The organism is Neorhizobium descurainiae (assembly GCF_051400715.1).
Classification (GTDB): domain Bacteria; phylum Pseudomonadota; class Alphaproteobacteria; order Rhizobiales; family Rhizobiaceae; genus Neorhizobium.
This window is the reverse complement of the sequence record NZ_JBLFFK010000003.1, coordinates 117,371-137,715: the sequence shown is the minus strand read 5'-3', so window position 1 is coordinate 137,715 and position 20,345 is coordinate 117,371. Positions and strand designations below refer to the sequence as shown.

Annotated in this window: 19 protein-coding genes and 1 pseudogene; 8 read left to right on the top strand and 12 right to left on the bottom strand. The window is 63.2% G+C overall.

Features of this window, described 5'->3' with window-relative positions; translation table 11 throughout:
* Positions 1–71: 71 nt before the first annotated feature.
* The 5 genes from ACMGE0_RS07345 to ACMGE0_RS07325 form a co-directional block, all read right to left on the bottom strand.
* The gene (locus ACMGE0_RS07345; protein WP_436815220.1) at positions 72–323 is read right to left on the bottom strand and encodes a hypothetical protein; all 252 of its coding nucleotides are present in this window, start codon (positions 321–323) and stop codon (positions 72–74) included.
* Between the two features lie 310 nt (positions 324–633).
* Complete coding sequence (gene ppx, locus ACMGE0_RS07340) at positions 634–2,154, bottom strand: exopolyphosphatase (protein ID WP_436815219.1); 1,521 nt, start codon at positions 2,152–2,154, stop codon at positions 634–636.
* A gap of 5 nt (positions 2,155–2,159) precedes the next feature.
* Positions 2,160–4,352 carry an RNA degradosome polyphosphate kinase gene (locus ACMGE0_RS07335; RefSeq protein ID WP_436815218.1) on the bottom strand — a complete coding sequence of 731 codons (2,193 nt, stop codon included), beginning with the start codon at positions 4,350–4,352 and terminating at the stop codon, positions 2,160–2,162.
* Between the two features lie 81 nt (positions 4,353–4,433).
* Positions 4,434–5,141, bottom strand: coding sequence for a DnaA regulatory inactivator HdaA (gene hdaA / locus ACMGE0_RS07330; RefSeq protein WP_436815217.1), 708 nt, complete (start codon positions 5,139–5,141; stop codon positions 4,434–4,436).
* The gene (locus ACMGE0_RS07325; protein ID WP_436815216.1) at positions 5,138–6,307 is read right to left on the bottom strand and encodes an AI-2E family transporter; all 1,170 of its coding nucleotides are present in this window, start codon (positions 6,305–6,307) and stop codon (positions 5,138–5,140) included. Before ACMGE0_RS07325 ends, hdaA begins: the two co-directional genes overlap by 4 nt.
* A gap of 200 nt (positions 6,308–6,507) precedes the next feature.
* On the opposite strand from ACMGE0_RS07325, the gene purM reads away from it, so the two are divergent.
* Together purM and purN are read left to right on the top strand one after the other, a co-directional pair.
* Positions 6,508–7,581, top strand: coding sequence for a phosphoribosylformylglycinamidine cyclo-ligase (gene purM / locus ACMGE0_RS07320; RefSeq protein ID WP_436815215.1), 1,074 nt, complete (start codon positions 6,508–6,510; stop codon positions 7,579–7,581).
* A complete protein-coding gene (gene purN / locus ACMGE0_RS07315; protein ID WP_436815214.1) occupies positions 7,578–8,237 on the top strand; it encodes a phosphoribosylglycinamide formyltransferase in 660 nt (219 codons plus the stop codon). Before purM ends, purN begins: the two co-directional genes overlap by 4 nt.
* 22 nt (positions 8,238–8,259) lie before the next feature.
* Here the strand turns inward: purN and ACMGE0_RS07310 are convergent, their stop codons facing one another.
* From ACMGE0_RS07310 to ACMGE0_RS07300, 3 genes are all read right to left on the bottom strand, one after another.
* Positions 8,260–8,448, bottom strand: a complete 189-nt coding sequence (locus ACMGE0_RS07310) for a toxin-antitoxin system HicB family antitoxin (RefSeq protein ID WP_436815213.1) — start codon at positions 8,446–8,448, stop codon at positions 8,260–8,262.
* Positions 8,449–8,504: 56 nt separating this feature from the next.
* Complete coding sequence (locus ACMGE0_RS07305; protein WP_436815212.1) at positions 8,505–8,933, bottom strand: putative toxin-antitoxin system toxin component, PIN family; 429 nt, start codon at positions 8,931–8,933, stop codon at positions 8,505–8,507.
* A gap of 109 nt (positions 8,934–9,042) precedes the next feature.
* Entirely contained in the window at positions 9,043–9,864 is an 822-nt protein-coding gene (locus ACMGE0_RS07300) for an alpha/beta fold hydrolase (RefSeq protein WP_436815211.1), read from the bottom strand.
* 162 nt (positions 9,865–10,026) lie between these two features.
* Between ACMGE0_RS07300 and ACMGE0_RS07295 the strand changes: the two genes are divergently transcribed.
* Positions 10,027–10,269 (top strand): type II toxin-antitoxin system Phd/YefM family antitoxin, encoded by a 243-nt coding sequence (locus ACMGE0_RS07295; RefSeq protein WP_436815210.1) that lies wholly within the window; start codon positions 10,027–10,029, stop codon positions 10,267–10,269.
* Positions 10,269–10,676, top strand: coding sequence for a type II toxin-antitoxin system VapC family toxin (locus tag ACMGE0_RS07290; protein ID WP_436815209.1), 408 nt, complete (start codon positions 10,269–10,271; stop codon positions 10,674–10,676). The genes ACMGE0_RS07295 and ACMGE0_RS07290 overlap by 1 nt, the downstream gene beginning before the upstream one ends.
* Positions 10,677–10,678: 2 nt before the next feature.
* Here the strand turns inward: ACMGE0_RS07290 and ACMGE0_RS07285 are convergent, their stop codons facing one another.
* Together ACMGE0_RS07285 and ACMGE0_RS07280 are read right to left on the bottom strand one after the other, a co-directional pair.
* A complete protein-coding gene (locus tag ACMGE0_RS07285; protein WP_436815208.1) occupies positions 10,679–11,272 on the bottom strand; it encodes an NUDIX domain-containing protein in 594 nt (197 codons plus the stop codon).
* Positions 11,269–13,407: a molybdopterin-containing oxidoreductase family protein gene (locus ACMGE0_RS07280; protein ID WP_436815207.1), complete on the bottom strand. Its 2,139-nt coding sequence runs from the start codon at positions 13,405–13,407 to the stop codon at positions 11,269–11,271. The genes ACMGE0_RS07285 and ACMGE0_RS07280 overlap by 4 nt, the downstream gene beginning before the upstream one ends.
* Before the next feature lie 83 nt (positions 13,408–13,490).
* Between ACMGE0_RS07280 and ACMGE0_RS07275 the strand changes: the two genes are divergently transcribed.
* A complete protein-coding gene (locus ACMGE0_RS07275) occupies positions 13,491–14,339 on the top strand; it encodes a 23S rRNA (adenine(2030)-N(6))-methyltransferase RlmJ (protein WP_436815206.1) in 849 nt (282 codons plus the stop codon).
* A gap of 3 nt (positions 14,340–14,342) precedes the next feature.
* Here ACMGE0_RS07275 and ACMGE0_RS07270 read toward each other — a convergent pair.
* Positions 14,343–15,298, bottom strand: a pseudogene (locus tag ACMGE0_RS07270) (lysylphosphatidylglycerol synthase domain-containing protein).
* Positions 15,299–15,409: 111 nt separating this feature from the next.
* Here ACMGE0_RS07270 and ACMGE0_RS07265 point away from each other — a divergent pair.
* Entirely contained in the window at positions 15,410–16,039 is a 630-nt protein-coding gene (locus ACMGE0_RS07265) for a ribonuclease T2 family protein (protein ID WP_436815205.1), read from the top strand.
* 26 nt (positions 16,040–16,065) lie between these two features.
* Complete coding sequence (locus tag ACMGE0_RS07260; RefSeq protein WP_436815204.1) at positions 16,066–16,662, top strand: glutathione S-transferase; 597 nt, start codon at positions 16,066–16,068, stop codon at positions 16,660–16,662.
* A 50-nt stretch (positions 16,663–16,712) separates the two neighbouring features.
* On the opposite strand, the gene ACMGE0_RS07255 is transcribed toward ACMGE0_RS07260, so the two are convergent.
* A complete protein-coding gene (locus tag ACMGE0_RS07255) occupies positions 16,713–17,351 on the bottom strand; it encodes an outer membrane protein (protein WP_436815203.1) in 639 nt (212 codons plus the stop codon).
* Positions 17,352–18,034: 683 nt separating this feature from the next.
* On the opposite strand from ACMGE0_RS07255, the gene uvrC reads away from it, so the two are divergent.
* Positions 18,035–20,095 (top strand): excinuclease ABC subunit UvrC, encoded by a 2,061-nt coding sequence (uvrC, locus tag ACMGE0_RS07250; protein WP_436815202.1) that lies wholly within the window; start codon positions 18,035–18,037, stop codon positions 20,093–20,095.
* Positions 20,096–20,345 lie beyond the last annotated feature (250 nt).

The following is a 20,345-nucleotide window of genomic DNA, read 5'->3' as shown; positions in this document are numbered from 1 at the left end:
CACCCGAAAAGCGAAAGAGCGTCCGGCGGGAACCGGGCGCTCTTTTCCGTTCATGCTCTTTTCGGTCGGCGTCAGTTCGCGACGGAAGAGGTCCTGCGGCTAACGAGCTTCAGGCTGCGGTCCGGCTGAATGATGTAGGTCTCGCTATAGAGCTGGCCGTTATCGCGGAACTGATGCGGTACAGGACTGCCCACCGGGGCTTTTTCCAGCCGCGTCGCCGGCTGCCCGCCATAGGTGATGCTGCCCGGGATCGGCTCCAGTGCGAAAGCCGAAGAACCGCCGGCAACGGCGGTGAGAAGGGCGATTGCGACTATATTTTTCATGTCCGTATTTCCTTCTTTGCTTTACGCCGGCTTCTTGGGAGACCTCCGTGGTCAACCGGCATGCACCAGAAATCGGAACCAGGCCGCGAATTTATTACTGCCGAAAAACTAATCGCTTTATGCAATAAAAAACAACAATCACGATCGGATCACGCCCGTTTCACGCGTCTTGCGATATCAATGGGTTAAATGACGCCGCCATATCCGCAGAGCCCGGCTTGCTCTTTTTTCAAGAGTGGTCACATGTTTTTTACGGTCTGCCGAGCCGCCCATAAGGCTACAAAAAGCGGCAGCCGGACCTCCCGAAAGTCTACTCGAACCGGAAAGCCAGCCGCTTGCCGGTGAGCCTGGCGAGTTGCTGCAGGCGGCCATCCAGCCGCTCTCCGGCAAAATTGCGGTAGGCGGGCGGCACGACGAATTCCAGGTCGAGATCGGGGTCGGACGACGGGCGGAACGACAGGTTGTGGACGACGCCCGGCATCGAGGCCGAGAAGAGATAGACGACGCGCAGCAGGCCGCCGAGAAGCTTGGCGAGATCGAGGAGGCGCGGCGTGGCGATCGTGGCGAGCGGGCCGGTCGCACCGTCGTCGTGCAGGCCTTCGAAGCGGTAATAATTGGCGAGCGCCAGATAGGCGCGGCCCGGATGGCTGATGCCGACGAAGGAGGAATGGGCGATCAGGTTCAGCGCCTGCAGGCCGCGATAATCCGGGTGGGCGCGCCAGCTTATGTCGGCCAGCAGGCAGGCGGCCTGCCGGTAACGGCTCTCCTCTTCCGTTTCCACGATGCCGAACACCGGCACCATGCGACCGGTCCATTCGGCGAGCTCACGGGCGTGTTCCGGCGAGCGGGCACGCAGGATGGCGAGCTGATCGGCGGCGACGAGCAGCGGATCGCCCGCCCTCTCCTCATCGGAAAGCAGCGAATAGAGATAGCCCTCGCGAACCCCCTGCGCCGAAAAGCTCACCTTGGAGGGTTTCATGGCGTTCAGCACTTCCTGCATGGCGATGGCGCCGAAGGGCAGAAGCGAGCGGCGGTTCTTGGAAACGGCCTGCCAGGCGGGATCCTTCGAATCCTTGGCGGCGATCACCTCTTCGAGGAATTTCTGGATCTCGGCGAGCGGCAGTTCGTAGCCCTGCATCATGTGCAGCGGATATTTGGTCATCTCCATGTGCAGCTTGGCGATGTTTCGCCATGTGCCGCCGACCGAATAGAAGGTGCGGCCCGCGCCCTGTTCCAGGAAACGCGCGGTATTGACCTGCTTGCGGGCGAAAGTGCGCGCCTTGGACAGCGAATTGCCGGAGGATTCCGAAAGTCTCAGGCCCCCGAGCGGCAGGGTGATACCCCGGCCGAATTCCTGCCCCTTGATGTCGATGAGCTCGAGCGAGCCGCCGCCGAGGTCGCCGGCGATGCCGTCCGGATCATGGAAGCCGCTGATGACGCCGAGTGCCGAATAGCGCGCCTCTTCCTCGCCGGAAAGCAGTTGCACCGGCTGGCCGAGGATTTCCTCCACCTCGCGGATGAATTCCGGTCCGTTCGAAGCCTCCCGGGCGGCGGCGGTCGCCAGCACGTAGATGTCCTGGGCGCGAGCCTGGTTGGAGAGCGCCCTAAAACGTCTCAGCGAGGCAAGCGCGCGCTGAACCGCCTCTTCGTCCATTCGGCCGCTGGAACCGAGGCCTTTGCCAAGTCCGCACAGAACCTTCTCGTTGAAGAGGACCGTCGGTGCGCGGGTCAGGCCTTCGTAGATGACGACGCGGACGGAGTTCGAACCGATGTCGATGACGGAGACAGGAGCGATCCCCGGAAGGCGCCCCTGGGCTTCTGATCGTACCATACTGCCTATTTCTTGCGTCCGGACATCACGCCGGCGATGAGTTTCGGAGCGCTCGATTTCAGAGCTTCACCGCGCCCCGAAAGGCTCGGATTGGTCATGAAATAATGCTGCGCGTTAAAAGGTTCTTCGCCCTTGCGCACTTCCATGCGCCGCGACGTGCCGTCGGGCAATATCTCGTAGCTCTGCTGATTGTCAATCAGGTTGCCCAGCATGATCTGTGAAAGAACCTGCTCATGCACAGTCGGGTTCAAGAGCGGCACGAGCGTCTCGACGCGGCGGTCGAGGTTGCGCGGCATCATGTCGGCCGAGCCGATATAGACGAGCGCCTTGTCGGACGGCAGGCCGTAGCCGTTGCCGAAGCAGAAGATGCGGCTGTGCTCCAGGAAGCGGCCGACGATGGACTTCACCCGGATGTTTTCGGAAAGGCCCGGCACCTGCGGACGCAGGCAGCAAATGCCGCGCACGACGAGGTCGACCTCGACGCCCGCCCGGCTTGCCCGATAGAGCGCGTCGATGATCTCCGGATCGACGAGCGAGTTCATCTTCATCCAGATCGCCGCCGGCTTGCCGTTCTGCGCGTGGCAAATCTCCTCCTCGATGTGGCGGAGGATGCGCGGGCGCAGCGTGTAGGGCGAGACGGCGAGCTTCATGCTTTCCGTCGGCTCGCCGTAGCCGGTGATGAAGTTGAAGACGTTCGCCATGTCGTGGGCGATCTTGGGATTGCAGGTGAAGAAGGAAAGGTCCGTATAGATTTTCGCGGTAACGGGATGATAGTTACCGGTACCGAGATGGCAGTAGGTGCGCAGCCTGCCCTCCTCGCGGCGCACCACCATGGACATCTTCGCATGCGTCTTCAGCTCGATGAAGCCGAAGACCACCTGCACGCCGGCGCGTTCCAGGTCGCGCGCCCAGCGGATGTTCGCCTCCTCGTCGAAACGGGCCTTCAGCTCGACCAGCGCGGTGACCGACTTGCCCATCTCGGCCGCGTCGATCAGGGCTCGGACGATCGGGCTGTCGTTCGAGGTTCGGTAGAGGGTCTGCTTGATGGCGAGGACGTCGGGGTCGCGCGCCGCCTGCAGAAGAAACTGCACAACCACGTCAAAGGATTCGTACGGATGATGGACCACCATGTCCTTCTCGCGGATGGCGGCGAGGCAGTCTCCGGCGTGCTCGCGGACGCGTTCGGGAAATCGGGCGTTGTAGGTCTCGAACTTCAGATCGTCGCGCGGCGCCTTGGTTATCTCCGAGAGCGTGTTGAGCGCCAGAAGCCCCGGCAGGACCGCGACGCGGTTGTCCGGCACGCCGAGCTCCTGCACCACGAACTGGCGGAGCGAAGCGGGCATTTCCGAATCCGTCTCGATGCGGATGACCTTGCCGCGGCGGCGGCGCTTCAGCGCCGTCTCGAAGAAGCGCACCAGGTCTTCGGCCTCTTCCTCCACTTCGATATCGCTGTCGCGGATGATGCGGAACGTGCCGGCGCCCTTCACCTCGTAGCCGGGGAAGAGCCGGTCGATAAACATGCCGACCACATCCTCGAGCGTGATGTAGCGGATCGTCGCCTTGTCGTCCGGCAGGCGGATGAAGCGGTCGAGCGTCGGCGGCAGGCGCAACAGCGCCGTCATCGGCTCCTTGCCGAGCTTGCTGACGAGCTGCAGGCCCATGGAGAAGCCGAGGTTCGGAATGAAGGGGAACGGATGGGCCGGATCGATCGAGAGCGGCGTCAGGACCGGGAAGAGGTCGTCCTCGAAATCCGTCGCGAGCCAGGTGCGGTCCTCGGCCGAAAGAGCGGCCGGACGGACGATCAGGATATCCTCCTTGGCGAGATACTGCTGCAGGACCGCGAGCGAAGCCTGCTGCTCCATCTGCAGGTTGTCGATCTCCTGGAGGATCGCGTCGAGCTGCTCGGCCGGCGTCTTGCCGTCCGGGCTGCGGACGGCGATGCCCTGCCGCACCTGGCCTTCGAGGCCGGCGACGCGGACCATGAAGAATTCGTCGAGATTGGCGGCCGAAATCGACAGGAAGCGGACCCGTTCCAGGAGCGGATGGGCGGTGTTCAGCGTTTCTTCGAGAACACGCCGGTTGAACTGCAGCCAGGAGAATTCGCGGTTGATGAAGCGGTCCGGGCTCGCCAGGAGCTCCTCGGCGGGGTTGGCGGCCGCCGCTTCCTGCTCACGCGTTTCCGTCGTCATCGAATCCATTTTCAGTCACCTCCTCGAACCCTTTACAGCGCCGCCTATGCGCGCGGGTCGAAACATAAGTCTGCGACGAAGCTGTCACAGTCAATCGCCGCCTGCGGAATTTCCAAAATCGCTCAGCACCTCGGCCGCCAGCGGACGCGTGATCCTGGTGCCGCGGGCGAGCGCCAGGCGATCCAACCGCTCGACGATCGCCTGCGCCGCCCCGAGCGAACGCTCCATCCGGTTGACGATGTAGCCGACCAGTTTGTCATCGATATAAAGCTGCCGGTCGGCAAATAGTTTCACGATCACCTGCGCCAGCAGGTCTTCGTCCGGCTCGCCGATCTCCACCACGGTGGCTGCCTTCAAACGGGATTTCAGGTCCGGCAGGGTGACGCCCCAGGAGATCGGCCAGAGGCGCGAGGTCATCAGGAGGCTGTGGCCGTTCTCGCGCACGCTGTTGATGACGTGGAAAAGTTCCGCGTCGTCGAAGCCGCGCCGCTCGGCATCCTCGAACAGGACCGGGCCGGCCGCGGCAAGCGCTGCGGCATTCGAGCCGGCGATCGGGTGGATGTCGGCCGCGCCCGCCCTCTCCCGCCAGATATGGGCGAGGTGCGATTTCCCCGAGCCGACGGGGCCGGCCAGCACGACGACCGGCGACGGCCAGGCGGGCCAGTCGTCGACGATCGCGACCGCCGCGGCCAGGCGTTCGGAGACCAGGAGATCCTCCCGGCTCCTTGCCGCATCATGGGTGAATTGCAGCGGCAGCTGCTCGCCTTTCCGCCGCTCGCGTTCGCTCGTCTCGTTCATTGGTCTTTCTGAGCGGTTGTCCGTGCGCCCTTGTCGTCGTGTTCCAGCGCACGCGGCGGGGGCGCCTCCTCCCACGGAAGAGTGGCCGCCCGGCCGTAATAGATGTCGCTGTCAAGATACCGTGAGAGCGCGAAGCGGACAAGGACGCCGACCACGGCCGCCGCCGGCACGGCGATCAACAGGCCGACGAAGCCGAACATGGCGCCGAAGGCGAAGAGCGCGAACATCAGCCAGACGGGATGCAGGCCGACGCTCTGGCCGACCAGCTTCGGCTGCAGAATATTGCCCTCGATGAACTGGCCGACGAAGAAGACGCCGGCGACCGCGACGATCCAGGGGTAATCCGGCCAGAACTGCACGAAGGCGACGCCGACCGAAAGCACGAGGCCGACCAGCGAGCCGATATAGGGAACGAAGCTGATCATGCCGGAGACGAAGCCGATCAGGAGGCCGAAGTTCAGCCCGACCAGCGACAGTCCGACCGCATAGAAAATGCCGAGGATGAGGCAGAGCGAGCCCTGGCCACGGATGAAACCTGCAACGGATTCATCCATCTCGCGGGCGATCTGCCGGACCGTGTCGATCTGATCGCGCGGCACCCAGCTATCCACTTTGGAGACCATGCGGTCCCAGTCGAGCAGGATATAGAAGGCGACCACCGGCGTGACGATCAGAAGCGACACGACATCGACGATCGCCTTGCCGGAGTTCCATATCTGGGCGAGCAGCGAACCGACGAAGCCGGCGCCCTGGCTCAGCACCTCGGAAAAGTTCTGCTTGACGGTGTCGATCTGCGCTCCGATCCAGTCGGGCAGGAACGAGGTCTCGGGGCTCGAGATGATTTCCTGCAATTGCGAGATATAGCCGGGAAGCGCCGCCGCGAACTCGGTGAACTGGTTGATGACGATCGGGATCACCAGCATCAGCGACAGGGCGAAAACCAGCACGAAGCAGACGAGGATGACGACCGTCGCCATCAGGCGGCTCAGGCCCCTGCGCTGCAGCCAGTCGGCAACCGGATCGAGGAAATAGGCGAGCGCCATGCCGGCCACGAAGGGCAGCAGGATCGAGCGGAAGAACCAGAGAAACAGGACGAGGATCGCCAGGGCGCCGATCCAGAACAGGATGTGGCGCCTGAGGCTCGCACCGCTGACATGGTATGGCATCGCCGTTTCCCCTTCAGAGTGACCGGGCCTTTCCAGAGCGACCGGGATCGCGGACAGGGATAGGATGCGGCCGCCTGCCAGGTCAAGAGTTCGGATGCTGCGCGGCGGAGGTTGTGAAAAGCCTTCAAAACCGCCTTCGACGCTTGCATCCGAGGTCACGACGTGCAATTGCGAGCCGCTACAGCAATCATTGGAGATGAATGATGAGCGGGGGCAAGAACGGTCTCACCTATAGCGATGCCGGTGTCGATATCGACGCGGGCAATCTCATGGTCGAGAAGATCAAGCCGGCCGTGCGCTCCACCCGCCGCCCCGGCGCCGACGGCGAGATCGGCGGCTTCGGCGGCCTCTTCGACCTGAAGGCCGCCGGCTTCACCGATCCGGTACTGGTCGCGGCGAACGACGGCGTCGGCACCAAGCTCAAGATCGCCATCGATGCGAATTTCCACGATACGGTCGGCATCGACCTCGTCGCCATGTGCGTCAACGACCTCGTGGTGCAGGGCGCCGAACCGCTCTTCTTCCTCGACTATTTCGCGACCGGCAAGCTCGATCCCGACCAGGGTGCCGCGATCGTTTCCGGCATTGCCGCCGGCTGCCGCGAGGCGGGCTGCGCGCTGATCGGCGGCGAGACCGCCGAGATGCCCGGCATGTATTCCGACGGCGACTACGATCTGGCGGGCTTTGCGGTGGGCGCCGCCGAGCGCGGCCAGCTCCTGCCGGTCGGAGACATCGCAGCCGGCGACGTCATTCTCGGCCTCACCTCTTCCGGCGTCCATTCCAACGGCTTTTCGCTGGTGCGCAAGATCGTCGCGCTCTCCGGCCTCGCCTGGGACGCGCCCGCTCCCTTCCGTGACGGCATGACTCTGGGTGAGGCCCTGCTCGTCCCCACGCGCATCTACGTGAAGCCGCTCCTGAAAGCGATCCGCGAGACGGGTGCCCTGAAAGCGCTCGCCCACATCACCGGCGGCGGCTTTCCCGAAAACATTCCGCGCGTGCTGCCGAAGAACCTTGCCGCCGAAGTCGATCTCGACGGCATTCCCGTGCCGCCCGTCTTCTCCTGGCTCGCCAAGACCGGCGGCGTGGAGGCGAAGGAAATGCTCAGAACCTTCAACTGCGGCATCGGCATGATCGTCGTCGTTTCCGCCGAGAACGCCCAGGCCGTCTCCGACATCCTGACGGGCGAAGGCGAGATCGTCGTGCCGCTCGGCCGCATGGTGGAGCGTGAGGAAGGCGGCCCCGGCGTCATCTACAAGGGCACGCTCGGCCTATGACGGGAACCCGCAAACGCGTCGCCGTCTTCTTCTCCGGCAGCGGCTCGAACATGCTGGCGCTCGCGGATGCCTGCGCCGCACCGGATTTCCCGGCCGAGATCGTCGCCGTCGTCTCCGACAAGCCTTCCGCCGGCGGCATCGCCAAGGCCGAAGCGCGCGGCATCAGGACGCTCGTCTTCGAGCGCAAGCAGTTTGCCGGCAAACCCGAGCACGAGGCGGCGATCCTTGCCGCGCTCGACGAGGTGAAACCGGATATCCTCTGCCTCGCGGGCTACATGCGGCTCTTCTCCGGCGATTTCATCGGCCGCTACGAGGGCCGCATCCTCAACATCCACCCCGCCCTACTGCCGCTCTTTCCCGGCCTCCACACGCACCAGCGCGCCATCGACGCCGGCATGAAGATCGCCGGCTGCACCGTGCATTTCGTCACCGAAGGCATGGACGAAGGCCCGATCGTCGCACAAGGCGCCGTGCCGGTGCTTGCGGACGACACGGCCGAGACGCTCGCCACCCGCATCCTCACCGTCGAACACAGGCTCTATCCGCTGTCTCTGAAGCTGCTGGCGGAGGGAAAGGTCAGGATGGAGGGCGGAAGGGCGGTCTTCAGCGATCTTCCGGCGAAGGACGAGGCGAGGCTCATCTCGCCGGCATTGTGAGCCGTTCGATCCCTATCGCGGATTATTCCAGTTCATCCCCCTCCACCGGCGGACTGCCTTTACCCGCGCGGGCAAGGATGTTCAACGCTTCCGGGATGTTCGCGCGGGCGGCGCGCTCCTCAAAATAGCTTTCCGTTCGCAAGGCGGAGAGCTTTTCCGCGACCGCAACATTAATGAGCTGATTGAGCGCCACCCCTTCCGTCTCGGCCACCTTGCGGGCCTCTTCGAGAAGGGAAGGTTGAAGTCTCAATGCGAAATTACTCTTCCTCATATCCTTGCCTCCAATCGCTTCCATGCATCGCCTGGCGAAAGGACTTCTATGCCGAACTGATGTGCCGCCTTTTCCAGGTCACGCAGATTGAACGTCACGATAGCCTCTGCCCTCCCGTTCACGGCCGCTTCCAGCACCATATCGTCGTCTGGATCGCGCGCCGCCGGCCGCCAGAGGAAAGCAAGCCGGACCGGCTCCGCGACCGCCGCCACGGCATCAAGCAATCCACCCACCTCCTGCGCCGACAGGCCGGCAGCAGCCAAATGGCGCGGCCGTGTCATCACCGCCTGGTACTCGACCATGAGCGGGACCGAAGCGAGCATCGTCAACCGACGTTCCAGCGCCGCCACCAACAGGAGCCGGGAGGCCCCGGCATTGCTGCGGATCGCTGCCACCATCGTCGCCGTGTCGAAAACCACCCTCATGAAGGGTTATATTGGCAGAGTCATGCAATATCGCAAGCAATATCGCACAACAAGCCTGCTGGAGCCGGGGGCGCTTCAGCCATATTCACATTAAAGCCCCGAATCCCGATCAGCTCCTCAAGAACGTCATCAGGTCCTCCCTCAGACGCTCCTTGTGAGACGCGAAGAGGCCGTGCGGCGCGCCGTCGTATTCGATCAGCTTCGAGCCGGGAATCGCGGCTGCGGCCGCACGGGCGGAGGTGTCGATCGGGACGGTCTGGTCGCCGGTGCCGTGGATGATCAGCGTCGGCACCCTGAAGCTCGTCAGGTCGGGCCTGAAATCGGTCGCCGCGAAGGCACGGGCGCAGGCGAGCGTCGGCTTGAGCCCCGCCATCATCGTCTGATTGAACGACCAGTCGAGCACCTCTTCGCTCACCGAACCGGTGAAGACGCCGACGCCGAAGAAACTCTTGAAGAACCCGGCGAAGAAATGCGCCCGGTCCTCCTTCATGCCACGGGTCATCTCGTCGAAGACCGATTGCGGCACGCCGTCCGGATTGTCGGAGGTCTGCAGCATGCAAGGCACGACGGAGGCGATCAGCGCGGCCTTCGAGATGCCCTTGCCGCCATGGCGCGACATGTAGCGGGCGACCTCGCCGCCGCCCATCGAGAAGCCGAACAGCGCGGCATCCTCGGCTTCGGTCGCGGCGATCACGTCCGCCAGGTCGTCGGAAAGCGTGTCGTAATCATAACCCTGCCAGGGCTGATCGGACCTGCCGAAGCCGCGGCGGTCGTAGGAGATCGCACGAAATCCCGCCTCGGCCGCGACCATGGCGAAATCGTCCCAGGTGTCGGAGGTAAGCGGCCAGCCGTGCAGAAGGATGACCGGGCGGCCCCTGCCCCAGTCCTTGACGTAAAGCTCGGTGTCGTCCCGCGTCTTGATCATCGTCATCGGAAAATCCTCGCTGGTGGGGGATTTCTCCTTAACGGCGCGGCTATCCCATTGTTCCGGCCGGAACCAACCCGAAACCGCCGCCCGGTCGATGACCGCTCATGAAACGCCGTTTGACTGGGGATCACCACCGAACTACCTTATCAAATCAGGAGCCGATTGATGACGATCACCGTGAAGCTGGACGATGCCAAGGCTAATCTTGCCGGCCTTCTCACCATTGTGGAGAGGGGCGAAGAGGTCGTCATTGCGCGCGACGGTAAGCCGGTGGCCCGTCTTGTTGGCATCACCGATGCTCGTATCGAAAGACGCAAGCTCATTGAGACTATTCTCGCGGAGCGGTCGGCCCGCAAACCTGCAACTGCGGACGAGATCGACAGCTGGAAACGGGAAGGCCGCCAATAATGGAGGCATTCGTCGTTGATGCTTCCGTCGCCGCCGGATGGTTCATTCCCGACGAATTCAACGATCTTTCCACTGCCGTCCTGAAACGGCTTGAGGTGGCCGATGCCGTCGTGCCCGATCTGTTCTGGCAGGAAATGCGCAGCCTTCTGGCAGTGGCCGCGAGGCGTCACAGGATTACGCAGCAGGATGCCTCGATCTCGATGAGGCGATTGAGAGAGCTGAACATCACAACCCTGTCAGGCCAGGAGGACGATGCCATTCTCGATCTGGCGAACAGGCATCAGCTTTCGGCTTATGACGCCGCCTACCTGCATGTGGCAATCGAACAGAAACTGCAATTGGCGACATCCGACAAACAGCTTTTGGCTGCTGCTCCGAAAGAGAATGTCATCCTCGTCTCGGTTTGAGATCAACCCGAAATCGCCGCCCGGTTGATGACCGCCCATTGCAGGAGCATGATCGTCTTGGCGTCGGCAATGCCGCCGGTGCCGATCATCGTCACCGCCTCGTCGAGCGGCAGCTCCACCACCTCGATATCCTCATGCTCCTCGGCAAGCCCGCCGCCACCGTCGGTCCGGTCGGCAAGGTCGACGGGAGCGAAGAAGAAATGCACGAGTTCGGTGATGGCGCCGGGCGACATGAAGGCCTTGAAGAGGAAGCGCACCTCGCGCAGCCGGTAACCCGTCTCTTCCATAGCCTCCCGGCGGATCGCATCCTCAGGGTGATCCTCGTCGAGAAGCCCGGCCGGCACCTCGGTCAGCCAGGCGGGCTCTCCGGACAGGTGGACCGGCAGCCGGAACTGCTTCACCAGCACGACCCTGTCCCGCCCCGCGTCGTAAAGCAGGATGCAGGCGGCGTGCGTGCGGTGATAGATTTCCCGGTGCAGCCGGTGGGTCTCGCCCGAGCGGTCTCTATAGTCGAGCTCATAGGCCGACAGCCGCGTCCAGCCATCCGACAGCGTCTTCTCGCCAACGATCTCGACCCGGTCGTCCTTGTCCGTCATGCGGCGTCCCTGCGAAGCCAGACCTTGTTGTCGTGGAAGGCCGCGCCGCCATAGGGAGCCACCGCATCGGCGCCGGTCAGCACGTTGATGCCCTCGCCGTCGAGATGTTTTCTGTTCGGCCAGAGCCCCTCGGCGATCAGCACGCCCGGCCGCGCGCCGGGAACGATCCGCGCATGCAGGCGGATCTCGCCGCGCCGGTTACCGAGCCGCACGATATCGCCGTCAGCGATGCCCAGACGTTCGGCATCCGAAGGCTCGATCATCACCTCCGGTCGCCCTTCCCGCTCGTAGGAGCTCTTCGTTTCGCTGAAGGAAGAATTGAGGAAGCTGCGGGCCGGCGACGTGGCCAGCCGGAAGGGATGCGCCTCGTCCGCCACTTCGATGACGTCGACCTGATCCGGGAAGACCGGCAGTTCGCCGATCGGTCCCATCGGCCCGACATTCTTCGGCGGCTTGTCCGGCGACGGGCCGTTCGACCAGTCCGGCCGGAAACGGAATTTTCCGTCCGGATAGCCGAAGCCCTTGATATAGTGGGCCGTTTCGAAGTCCGGCTGCGCATCGATCCACTTCTCCCGCTCCAGCACCTCGACGCCCGGCCAGTGGCTGCCCTTCAGGATGCGGTCGATATGCTCGCGCTCGTCCATACCGAACCCTGGATAATGGTCGACGCCGAGGCGTTTGGCCAGTTCCTCGATGACGAAGAGATTGGTGCGCACGGTCGGGGGCGGCTCCACGAGCTTCGGCCCGAGCAGGATGTGCTGCTGGCCGCCGGCGCGGTAGATGTCGTCATGCTCCAAAAACATGGTGGCCGGCAGCACGATATCGGCGACATCGGCCGTATCGGTCATGAACTGCTCGTGGACGGCCACGAACAGGTCGTCGCGCATGAAGCCCCGGCGCACGAGGCGCTGTTCGGGCGCGACGTTCATCGGGTTGGTGTTCTGGATGAGCATGGCCGTCACCGGCCCGCCGTAGCGGAGCGCCTCTGCGTCGCCGGTCAGGACCCGGCCGATCTGCGACTGGTCGAGCTGGCGGATATCCGGGTCGGCATAGGCGGTGCCCATCAGTTCCGATTTGTCGAGCCGGAAGATCTCGCCGTTGTTGTGGAAGGCGCCGCCGCCTTCGTATTGCCAGGAGCCGAGGACGGTCGAGATCGAGAGCGCCGCGTGCATGGCGACCGTGCCGTTGCGCTGGCGGGCAAAGCCGTATCCCAGGCGGAAGAAGCTCTTCTTCGTGGTGCCGACGAGCTTTGCGAAGGTCTCGATCTCCTCGACGGACAAGCCCGTGATGGCCGACGCCCATTCTGGCGTCTTCGTTGCAAGATGCCTTTCGAGCCCCACCGGATCGTCGGCATATTTTTCCATATAGGCGCGGTCGGCGTAACCGTCGCGGAAGGCGATGTGCATGACGGCGCAGGCAAGCGCCGCATCGGTGCCGGGCCGGACCGTCAGCGCGATGTCCGCCTGCTTCATGGTCGGGTTGTCGTAGATGTCGATGACGACGATCTTAGCACCGCGTTCCTTGCGGGCCTTCACCGCATGGGTCATGACGTTGACCTGCGTGGAGACGGCATTCGTGCCCCAGATCACCACGCAATCGGATTTCGCCATCTCGCGCGGATCGGGGCCGCGCAAGGCCCCCGTGCCCATCACATAGCCGGTCCAGGCCATGTTGGTGCAGATCGTGCCGAAAAAGCCGGAATATCTTTTGGCATGCCGCAGGCGCTCGATCGAATCGCGCTGCACCTGACCCATCGTGCCGGCGTAGAAGTAGGGCCAGATCGCTTCCGAACCGTGCTTCGCCTCGGCCTTGACGAAGGCGCCGGCGATCTCGTCGAGCGCCGCTTCCCAGGAAATCTCCTGCCAATCGCCCTCGCCTTTGCGCCCCTTGCGGCGCTTCGGCGCCATCAGCCGGCCGGGATGGTAGATGCGCTCCGAATAGCGGGCGACTTTGGCGCAGATGACGCCGGCCGTATAGCTGTTGTCGGCCGAGCCGCGCACGCGGCCGATCCTGCCGTCGGCGGTCAGGTCCACATCCAGCGCGCAGGCGGAAGGACAGTCGTGGGGACAGACGGTATGGCCGACGGAATTGTGGCCCAGGGCGGCTTTCTCGGTGATTTGGGTCGCAACGTTCATGGGTTTTCTATATTGCATGCCAAGCCGCGCAAAAAGCGCGATTTGCAGCGCATCAAATTAATTCAAGCGAGGCCCCAGTCGCGATGAACTACCGGCACATCTACCACGCGGGCAATTTCGCCGACGTCCTGAAACACGCCGTGCTGGCGCGGCTCATCCGCTACGCCCAGAAGAAAGACAAGGCTTTCCGCGTGCTCGATACCCATGCCGGCATCGGGCTCTACGATCTTTCCTCCGACGAGGCGCAGAAGACCGGCGAATGGCGCGACGGCATCGGCCGGCTGATGGACGCCGACTTGCCGGCTAATGTCTCGGAACTGCTGGGGCCCTATCTCGCCGTGGTCAGGGAGCTGAACCCGGACGGCGCGCTCAAGCTCTATCCGGGTTCGCCGAAGCTTGCCCGCATGCTCTTCCGGCCGCAGGACCGGCTTTCGGCCATGGAATTGCATCCGGAAGACTGTAACCGTCTGCACAATCTCTTCGAAGGCGACTTCCAGGTGCGCGTGACCGAGCTCGACGGCTGGCTGGCGCTCGGCGCCCATCTGCCGCCGAAGGAGAAGCGCGGCATCGTCCTGGTCGATCCCCCTTTCGAGGAGGAAGGCGAATACAAGCGGCTCGTCAAGGGCCTCGCCAGTGCCCACAGGCGCTTTCCGGGCGGCACCTACTGCCTCTGGTACCCGGTCAAGAAAGGCGCTCCGATCAGGGCCTTCCACGAGGAGCTGCAGGCGCTGGAGATCCCGAAAATGCTCTGCGCGGAGCTCCTCGTGAAGAGCGACCGCGAGACGACCGGCCTCACCGGCTCCGGCCTGATCGTCGTCAATCCGCCCTTCACGCTGAAGGACGAGCTGCACACCCTCCTGCCCGTATTGAAGACCATCCTGGCGCAGGACCGCTTCGCCTCCCAGCGCGCCTTCTGGCTCCGGGGCGAATAGGCGTCAGGGCGCGGCGTCGTCGCGCTGCTGGTCCCCCTTCGCGAACGCGAATTGCGAGCGTTCGAAAACAAGGATCACCACCAGCGCCATCGCGAAGGGTATCAGCAGGTAGAACAGCCGGAACACCAATAGCGCGGCGATGATATCGGCGGGGTCCATGTCGGGAAGCCCCATGACGAAAACCAGTTCGAGCACCCCGAGCCCGCCCGGGACATGGCTGATCAGCGCGGCCGAAAACGACACCAGGAATATCCCGAGCACGATCAGGAATCCCGGATTTCCCGCCTCAGGCAGGGCGAAATAGATGATGCCGGCCGCGCCGATCAGCTCCAGCGGAGCGATGACGAGCTGCATCAGCGTGACGCGGGGCGACGGATAGACGATCCGGATGGGGCCGATCGCGAAGCCGCGAAGCTTCAGAAAGCTGCCGGCGACATAAAGCGCCACGAGCGCCAGGATGAACCCGTCGCGGCGGACGCCGACATGGGCAGCAGATCCCCGAAGCGCTCCGTTATGTCGGGCTCGAGGATCAGCACCAGCCCGGCGAGCAGCACGGTGCCGAGCGCGAAGGTGAAGGAGCATATCGCGATCAGGACGCCGATTTCCGCCGGGGTGAGCCCCTTCGAGGAATAGGCGCGGTACCGCACCACCCCGCCCGATACGACCGAAGCGCCGACATTGTGCGAAAGCGCATATGTCGTGAAGGAGCAGACGGTGATGAACAGCCAGTCGATCTTGCGTCCGAGATGCAGCAAGGCGATGCGATCGTATCCGGCCAACGCGGCATAGGCGAGCAGCGTGGAGAGGCCGCACAGAAGCCAGTTCAGGGGCGAAATCGCGCCGAAGCTCCGGCCCAGTTCGTCGAGCGACAGGCCGCGCAGTTCCTTGTAGAGGAGCCAGGCCGAAACCGTTATCGTCACCGCGCCGACCGCGGGCCAAAAGTACTTCTTGAAAGCCATCCGATATTGCCGTTCCTTCCGCCCCTGTTTAAATCCTGCCGCAAGGCCGCGGTCGAACCAATGACTTTAGGGAACGCACGTTTGACAGATCAACCTCTACGGCACTCTTTCTTGCTGTTCTTCTTCATTTTTCTCGTGTCGGCCGCCTCCGCCAGGGCGCAGGACCGCGCCGGCGCATTCGATTTCTACGTGCTCTCGCTCTCCTGGTCGCCGACTTTCTGCGCCTCGCAGCAGGGCGAGCGGAACGACCAGCAATGCGACACGGACAAGGATTTCCGCTTCGTCGTCCACGGGCTGTGGCCGCAATACGAGAAGGGCTATCCGGATTTCTGCGAAACCTGCGAACCGGGCCGGGTGCCGCGCTCCCTCGGCGAACCGCTCTTCGACATCATGCCGTCCATGGGCCTGATCGGCCATCAGTGGCGCAAGCACGGAAGCTGCACGGGGCTGAGCCAGCGCGACTATTTCGCCAGGACCCGGCAGGCTTTCGAGCGCATCCGGCTCCCTTCGGACCTCTCCCGCGGCGAAACGGCCGTGACGTTCTCAGCCGAAGAGATCGAGGAAAAGTTCGTCGCGGCCAATCCCGGCATGAGTCGCCGCGGCATCTCTACGAGCTGCGAGGGCCGCAGGCTCGAAGAAGTCCGCATCTGCCTCACCAAGGACCTGCAGTTCCGCGACTGCGCGGAAGTGGACGCCGACGGCTGCAGGATCAGCCGGATCACCCTGCCGCCCGCACGCTGAATTTCGACCTGAAAAAGGAAAAGCCCATGAAGCTGCTTTATTCGCCGGCCTCGCCCTATTCCGCCAAGGTGCGCATGGCGGCGCGCCATCTCGGCATCGAGCTCGCCGAGGTGAAGACCGACACCAACGCCAATCCGCCGGAACTCGTCGACAGCAATCCGCTCGGCAAGATCCCGGTGCTGATCCGCAAGGACGAACCGCCGATCTACGACAGCGTCGCCATCATGCACTATCTCGACCGGCTCTCCGGCGGAAAGCTCTATCCGAAGAAGGAGGAAAAGCGCACCGAGGCGGACGTTCTCGAATCACTTTGCGACGGCATCACCGACTGCCTGCTGGCGATCGTCTACGAACGCCGCTTCCGTCCGGAGGAGAAGATCCACCAGGGCTGGATAGACCGGCAATGGGAAAAGGTGGTGCGCGGGCTCGACCATCTGGAACACAACCTGCCGAAAACCGGCAGGAAGCTCAACGGCGGCCATTTCGCGCTCGCCGCGCTGATCGGTTATCTCGACCTGCGCTTCAACGGCCAATGGGCGGAAGGCCGCCCGGAACTCGCTTCCTGGCCCGATGTCTTCGCCAAACGGTTTTCCGAATACGGCGCGATGAAATCGGGCGTCTGAAACAAAAAAGCCCGGACCGAAGTCCGGGCTTTCCCCAGCCTGCGTGAGGCTTAGAACTTGACGCCGATACCGACCTTGACGCTGTGGTCGTCGAAGCCCTTCGAGACCGTGCCGGTGGCAAGATCGTAGTCGTCGGCTGCGAAATCCGTATAGCGGTATTCGATACGAGCCGTGATGTTGTCGGTCACGAACGCTTCCGCACCGGCACCGACGGTATAACCGACCGCGGTGTTTTTGTCGGAAGAAATGCCATCGCTCAGCTCGTTGTTCTGGAAGGCCACACCGGCCGTACCATAGATCATGAACGGGTTCAGGTCATAGCCGAGACGGCCGCGGACCGAGCCCTTCCAGCCGCCTTCGCCGGTGTAGCCATTCGGGCTCGGACCATCCAGGTTGTTGTAGCCTACGTCAGCTTCGATACCGTAGATGATCGGACCGTTCTGGAAGTTGTAGCCGGTAAAGACGCCGCCGCCGAAACCATCGGCATCGTAGTCACCGCCGCCGAAACGGCCCCAGTCATATTCGCCGTAACCACCGAGATAGAAACCTTCCCAGGTTCGTACCGGTGCCGGCTCTTCGACGGCTGCCGGGGCCTGAGGAATCTGCTCAACGGCATCAGCGGCATTGGCCGCGGAGATTGCGATGAAGCTGGCTGCCGAGGCCATCAGAGTTGCGATGAGAATACGCATACATTTTCTCCTTTTGCTGCTGTGCCGGGAATCTCGTCGCGAAAACGTAAGTGACGACGGATTGTTCCCTGCCCGCTGAGGCCGAATGTGGATGCGAATTGAGGAATAGAAAGAGCCGAAATGTGAATTGATTGTGGCAAACAGGAGGCGGAATTTTGATGTTGCTGTATCGCAACAGGTATTTCATTAACCTTAAGGGGCCCTTACTTCAAATAAAAATATTTTCATCTTCACCGGTTACTCTTTAATATGGAAGAATATCTTTATCAATATATTTCTTCCATCAACCAATCCATCCCCTATTTTCCTGCCTCGACTTATATCTCAAGAAAAAGGCTGGCGCCCGCCACACGCGCCGAGAGCTTTAGACATACGAAATAAACGTTTCCGAGCAGTAGCGCCGGAAAGAGACCACCTCGATGAGGCATTCTGCCCAAATTTTGCCTCAAAACAGGCGCGGCACGGCGGGAATTTTCCGGACGATCCGGAAATCCTGTTCCGGCTTTCAAAATCGGCCCCGAGTCACTATGTCTGCGGCAGCGGCCCGCGGCTAGGGAATCCGGCCCGCGTTGCCCTCAATCTTTGACAAGCGGCCGATCAGCGGCCCATGATTCGAATCGATGATGGCCAGTTCCCGGCTTCGGCAAGCCCGATTCCGAGCCGGCTCTGGCGGAGACTTTGGAATGAACGGAACGAAGCTGCCCGACGGCGGCGTTCTCTACGACGAGACCGAGGATGACGACGACGACGCGCTCCTTAGCGAGCCGGCCGAGGGCCCGGCCGCGTCGATCGACTGGAACGAGGCTCTCAAGAACGAGACGGGGCTGAAGGGCGCCGAGCTCATCGCCGAGTTCGTAAAGCACCTGCCGAACGGGCCGGGCGTCTACCGCATGTTCAACGAAGCGGGCGACGTGCTCTATGTCGGCAAGGCCCGCAGCCTCAAGAAGCGCGTCGGCAATTACGCACAGGGCCGCGTCCATTCCAACCGCATCGCCCGGATGGTGCGGGAAACGACCCATATGGAATTCGTCACGACGCGGACGGAGACCGAGGCGCTGCTGCTCGAGGCCAACCTCATCAAGCGCCTGCGCCCGCGCTTCAACGTGCTTCTGCGCGACGACAAATCCTTTCCTTATATTCTGATCACCGGCGACCACCGGGCGCCCGCCATCTTCAAGCATCGCGGCGCGCGCGCCCGCAGGGGCGACTATTTCGGTCCCTTCGCATCCGCCGCCGCGGTCGGCCGCACCATCAATTCGCTGCAGCGGGCCTTCCTGCTGCGCACCTGCACCGACAGCGTCTTCGAGACGCGCACCCGGCCCTGTCTGCTCTTCCAGATCAAGCGCTGTTCCGGCCCCTGCACCCACGAGATCAGCGACGAGGACTATGCCGGCCTCGTGCGCGAGGCGAAGGATTTCCTCTCCGGCAAGAGCCAGAACGTGAAATCCGCGATCGCGGGCCAGATGGCGGAAGCCTCAGAAGACCTCGATTTCGAGCGCGCCGCCGTCTATCGCGACCGGCTTGCGGCGCTCTCCCATGTCCAGAGCCATCAAGGCATCAATCCCGCCGGCGTCGAGGAGGCGGATGTCTTCGCCATCCATCACGAGGGCGGGCTTTCCTGCATCCAGGTCTTCTTCTTCCGCACCGGCCAGAACTGGGGCAACCGCGCCTATTTCCCGAAGGCCGACCCGCAGCTTTCGGGCGCGGAAGTGCTCAACGCCTTCCTTGCCCAATTCTACGACGACAAGCCGGTGCCGAAGCAGATCCTGCTTTCCGAGACCGTCGAGGAACAGGAACTGCTGGCCCAGGCCCTTTCCGAAAAGGCCGGCCACAGGGTGGCGATCTCCGTGCCCCAGCGCGGCGAGAAGAGGGACCTCGTCGACCACGTGCTCGCCAACGCCCGCGAGGCGCATGGGCGCAAGCTGGCGGAGACCTCGTCGCAGGCGCGGCTCCTGCAGGGCTTCGCCGAGACCTTCGGCCTTCCTTATGCACCGCGCCGCATCGAGATCTACGACAACTCGCACATCATGGGCACCAATGCCGTGGGCGGCATGGTCGTGGCGGGGCCGGAAGGCTTCGTGAAGAGCCAGTACCGCAAATTCAACATCAAATCGACCGACATCACCCCCGGCGACGACTTCGGCATGATGCGCGAGGTGATGACCCGCCGCTTCTCGCGGCTCATCAAGGAAGAGGGCCTTCCGGACCGCAGCGCCCATCAGCCGGCGACCGCCGAAAGCGACGATATCAACGATGCCGCCTTCTCCGACTCTTCTTTCCCCTCCTGGCCGGACGTGATCCTGATCGACGGCGGCCAGGGTCAGATGACGGCGGTGCGCGCCATCCTCGACGAACTCGGCATCCGCGATGTCGTCACCGCGATCGGGGTAGCCAAGGGCGTCGACCGCGATGCCGGCCGCGAGCGTTTCTTTGCCGACGGCAAAAGCGATTTCTCCCTGCCGCCGCGCGATCCGGTTCTCTATTTCATCCAGCGGCTGCGCGACGAGGCGCACCGTTTCGCGATCGGCTCGCACCGCGCGCGGCGCAAGAAGGAAATGGTCAGGAACCCGCTCGACGAGATTTCCGGCATCGGGCCTGGCCGCAAGCGCAAGCTGTTGCAGCATTTCGGCACGGCGAAAGCCGTATCCCGCGCGGGGCTGACCGACCTCATGGCGGTGGAGGGCATTTCCGAGGCCGTCGCGAAGCAGATCTACAATCACTTTCACGAGAGCCGGGCGGGGTGAGGAATGGTCGGCGCAGCCGACGAAACGATCCAGTGAATCGTTTCGAATGACGAACGCCCTGAGCCCAAAGCGAAGGGCCGGGTTCGCCCCGCCTGTTGCCCCTCATCCGGCTGCGGCCCCCTTCTCCCCGCACGCGGGGAGAAGGGATATGCCGTACCGTTTCCTCTCTCGACGCTGCGTATGGCATGTTCCCTCTCCCCGCCACAGCGGGGAGAGAGCTAGGGTAAGGGGCAAGAAGGAAGAAGTTCAA

Coding starts and splice junctions, on each gene's coding strand:
- ACMGE0_RS07345 (WP_436815220.1), bottom strand. CDS start 323: ATGAAAAATATAGTCGCAATCGCCCTTCTCACCGCCGTTGCCGGCGGT.
- ppx (WP_436815219.1), bottom strand. CDS start 2,154: ATGGTACGATCAGAAGCCCAGGGGCGCCTTCCGGGGATCGCTCCTGTC.
- ACMGE0_RS07335 (WP_436815218.1), bottom strand. CDS start 4,352: ATGGATTCGATGACGACGGAAACGCGTGAGCAGGAAGCGGCGGCCGCC.
- hdaA (WP_436815217.1), bottom strand. CDS start 5,141: ATGAACGAGACGAGCGAACGCGAGCGGCGGAAAGGCGAGCAGCTGCCG.
- ACMGE0_RS07325 (WP_436815216.1), bottom strand. CDS start 6,307: ATGCCATACCATGTCAGCGGTGCGAGCCTCAGGCGCCACATCCTGTTC.
- purM (WP_436815215.1), top strand. CDS start 6,508: ATGATGAGCGGGGGCAAGAACGGTCTCACCTATAGCGATGCCGGTGTC.
- purN (WP_436815214.1), top strand. CDS start 7,578: ATGACGGGAACCCGCAAACGCGTCGCCGTCTTCTTCTCCGGCAGCGGC.
- ACMGE0_RS07305 (WP_436815212.1), bottom strand. CDS start 8,933: ATGAGGGTGGTTTTCGACACGGCGACGATGGTGGCAGCGATCCGCAGC.
- ACMGE0_RS07300 (WP_436815211.1), bottom strand. CDS start 9,864: ATGACGATGATCAAGACGCGGGACGACACCGAGCTTTACGTCAAGGAC.
- ACMGE0_RS07295 (WP_436815210.1), top strand. CDS start 10,027: ATGACGATCACCGTGAAGCTGGACGATGCCAAGGCTAATCTTGCCGGC.
- ACMGE0_RS07290 (WP_436815209.1), top strand. CDS start 10,269: ATGGAGGCATTCGTCGTTGATGCTTCCGTCGCCGCCGGATGGTTCATT.
- ACMGE0_RS07285 (WP_436815208.1), bottom strand. CDS start 11,272: ATGACGGACAAGGACGACCGGGTCGAGATCGTTGGCGAGAAGACGCTG.
- ACMGE0_RS07280 (WP_436815207.1), bottom strand. CDS start 13,407: ATGAACGTTGCGACCCAAATCACCGAGAAAGCCGCCCTGGGCCACAAT.
- ACMGE0_RS07275 (WP_436815206.1), top strand. CDS start 13,491: ATGAACTACCGGCACATCTACCACGCGGGCAATTTCGCCGACGTCCTG.
- ACMGE0_RS07260 (WP_436815204.1), top strand. CDS start 16,066: ATGAAGCTGCTTTATTCGCCGGCCTCGCCCTATTCCGCCAAGGTGCGC.
- ACMGE0_RS07255 (WP_436815203.1), bottom strand. CDS start 17,351: ATGCGTATTCTCATCGCAACTCTGATGGCCTCGGCAGCCAGCTTCATC.
- uvrC (WP_436815202.1), top strand. CDS start 18,035: ATGAACGGAACGAAGCTGCCCGACGGCGGCGTTCTCTACGACGAGACC.